Source organism: Streptomyces sp. AcH 505 (assembly GCF_000818175.1).
In the GTDB taxonomy this organism is placed as follows: domain Bacteria; phylum Actinomycetota; class Actinomycetes; order Streptomycetales; family Streptomycetaceae; genus Streptomyces.
Map to the genome: position 1 here is coordinate 4,593,494 of NZ_JTIY01000001.1, position 2,682 is coordinate 4,596,175.

4 protein-coding genes are annotated in these 2,682 nt (G+C 71.5%); 3 read left to right on the forward strand and 1 reads right to left on the reverse strand.

Going from position 1 to position 2,682, the window contains the following annotated elements:
• The coding region (locus HY68_RS21005; RefSeq protein WP_041991107.1) for an SDR family NAD(P)-dependent oxidoreductase at positions 1–217 on the reverse strand (217 nt) is incomplete at its 3' end.
• Between the two features lie 198 nt (positions 218–415).
• On the opposite strand from HY68_RS21005, the gene HY68_RS21010 reads away from it, so the two are divergent.
• From HY68_RS21010 to HY68_RS21020, 3 genes are all read left to right on the forward strand, one after another.
• Positions 416–1,573 carry a GAF domain-containing sensor histidine kinase gene (locus HY68_RS21010; RefSeq protein WP_041991108.1) on the forward strand — a complete coding sequence of 386 codons (1,158 nt, stop codon included), beginning with the start codon at positions 416–418 and terminating at the stop codon, positions 1,571–1,573.
• On the forward strand, positions 1,566–2,210 hold the full coding sequence (locus HY68_RS21015) for a response regulator transcription factor (RefSeq protein ID WP_041991109.1): 645 nt from the start codon (positions 1,566–1,568) through the stop codon (positions 2,208–2,210). Before HY68_RS21010 ends, HY68_RS21015 begins: the two co-directional genes overlap by 8 nt.
• 140 nt (positions 2,211–2,350) lie before the next feature.
• Positions 2,351–2,626, forward strand: a complete 276-nt coding sequence (locus tag HY68_RS21020) for a chaplin (protein WP_041991110.1) — start codon at positions 2,351–2,353, stop codon at positions 2,624–2,626.
• The last annotated feature ends 56 nt before the right edge of the window (positions 2,627–2,682 follow it).

The window sequence follows — 2,682 nt, forward strand, 5'->3', positions numbered from 1 at the left end:
CGGCGGCCGCCACCAGCTCCGCCCGGTGCCCGCCGTCCGTGACGTCCCCCGCGACCGCCACCACCCGCGTCCCATGCCGCCCGGCCTCCCGCGCCGCCTCGTCCAGCGCCTCCGGGGTCCTGGCGTCCAGCACCAGATCCCAGCCGCGCTCGGCGAGCCCGTCGGCCAGGGCCCGGCCCAGCCCCTTCGAAGCCCCCGTGATGATCGCTACCGGCATGACAACCGCTCCCTCTCCCGTCGCGACGGGACCGTCTGCGAACACCCGTCGATGCCCTCAACGTAGGAACGCCGCACCGCCCGCCGCCTCGGCCGCGGGCACCCGCGCCGCAGGGCATTTGGACCTAGGTCCCAAGGCCCGTCGACAGGGTGCGTCCGGCCGATCCGCCGGGCCCGTCGGCGCCGGTACCGTGAGGCCATGACCCACAGTCCGAGCTCCGGCCTCGCCGCCGTGAGCACCGCGCTCCTCGCGATGAGCAGGCATCTGGAGGTGCGCGACGTCCTCAAGACGATCGTCGTGTCCGCCCGTGAACTGCTCGACGCCGAGTACGCGGCGCTCGGCGTCCCCGACGACCACGGCGGCTTCGCCCAGTTCGTCGTGGACGGCGTCAGCGACGAACAGTGGAAGGCCATCGGGCCGCTGCCCCGGCAGCACGGCATCCTCGCCGCGATGCTCAGGGACGAGCAGGTCGAACGGCTCGACGACGTACGCGAGGACCCCCGCTTCGGCGGCTGGCCGTCCGCCCACCCCGACATGTCCGACTTCCTCGGCATGCCGGTCAGGGACGGCGACGAAACACTCGCCGCCCTCTTCCTGGCCAACAAGCGCTGCCCGGACCGCACCCCCGGCGACGCCAAAGGCTGCGCCTTCACCGAGGAGGACGCCGAACTCCTCGAAATCCTCGCCCAGCACGCCGCCATCGCCCTCACCAACGCCCGGCTCTACGAGCGCAGCCGCGAGCTGACCATCAGCGAGGAACGCTCACGCCTCGCACACGAACTCCACGACGCCGTCAGCCAGAAACTCTTCTCGCTGCGGCTGACCGCCCAGGCCGCCGCCACCCTCGTCGACCGGGACCCGGCACGCGCCAAGGGCGAACTCCAGCAGATCGTCACCCTCGCCGCCGAAGCCTCCGACGAACTGGGCGCCGCCGTGATCGAGCTGCGCCCGGCCGCCCTGGACGAGGACGGACTCGTCAACACCCTGCGCGCCCACATCAAGGTCCTCGACCGCGCCCACGCCGCCCGCGTCACCTTCGACACCTGCGGAGTACGGGCCCTGCCGTCCGCCCAGGAGGAAGCGCTGCTGCGCGTCGCCCAGGAAGCCCTGCACAACGCGCTGCGGCACTCGGCCGGCGACCGCGTCGACGTCTCCCTGATGCGCCGCGGCCCGGGCGCCGTGCTCAGCGTCACCGACAACGGCAAGGGCTTCGAACCCCGGACGGTCCGCCGAGCGGGCCGGCACCTCGGTCTCGTCTCGATGCGGGACCGGGCGAGCGGCGCCGGCGGCAGACTCACCGTGCAATCGGCGCCCGGCCAGGGCACCACGATCGAGATGGAGGTGCCCGGTGGGTGACAAGGCGATCCGTGTCCTGCTCGTCGACGACCACCAGGTGGTCCGGCGCGGCCTGCGCACATTCCTGGAGGTCCAGGGCGACATCGAAGTCGTGGGCGAGGCGGGCGACGGCGCCGAAGGCGTCGCCGGCGCGGAGGCGCTGCGGCCCGACGTCGTCCTGATGGACATCAAGATGCCGGGCATGGACGGCATCGAGGCGCTGCGCAAGCTCCGCGAACTCGCCAACCCGGCGAAGGTGCTGATCGTCACCAGCTTCACCGAGCAGCGCACGGTGGTCCCGGCGCTGCGGGCCGGCGCCGCGGGATACGTATACAAGGACATCGACCCCGAAGCGCTCGCCGACGCCATCCGCTCCGTACACGCGGGCCACGTACTGCTCCAGCCCGAGGTCGCGGGCGCCCTGCTGGCCCAGGACGACCGGGGGAGCGGCCAGGGGCGCGGCACGACACTGACCGAGCGGGAACGCGAGGTACTGGTCCTGATCGCCGACGGCCGCTCCAACCGGGAGATCGCCCGCGCCCTCGTTCTCTCCGAGAAGACGGTCAAGACCCACGTTTCGAACATCCTGATGAAACTCGATCTCGCCGACCGGACCCAGGCGGCGCTGTGGGCCGTCCGACATGGGATAACCGGCTGATACGGATTGGCGACCACCAATCTGAGATTCATACCGTCGGGTGTATGTCACCCACACGGCGCAACCTGAGCGAGGTCCTGGCGTTCTCCATGGCGTGCTGCGGCGTACCGGCCGCAGCCTTTGCGAGGAGGATTCCAATAATGAAGAACCTGAAGAAGGCCGCCGCCCTCACCATGATCGCCGGCGGCATCGTCGCAGCGGGCGCGGGCGCCGCGTCCGCCACGGAGGGCCCGCAGGGCCACCAGGGCCCGGCGGCGCACGCGCAGGCCGACGGCCAGGCCGTGCAGTCCCCGGGCATCGCCTCCGGCAACCTTGTGCAGATCCCGGTCCACGTGCCGGTCAACGTGGTGGGCAACACGGTCAACGTGATCGGCCTGCTGAACCCGGCCTTCGGCAACAGCGGCCTGAACGCCTGATTTAGGGACGCGCACTTCTTATCAGGCCGCGCCCCTTCGGCTCACGTCCGCCTCGT

Excerpts from the sequence above, each read along its gene's own strand:
- HY68_RS21010 (WP_041991108.1), top strand. The coding sequence starts at position 416 with ATGACCCACAGTCCGAGCTCCGGCCTCGCCGCCGTGAGCACCGCGCTC.
- HY68_RS21020 (WP_041991110.1), top strand. The coding sequence starts at position 2,351 with ATGAAGAACCTGAAGAAGGCCGCCGCCCTCACCATGATCGCCGGCGGC.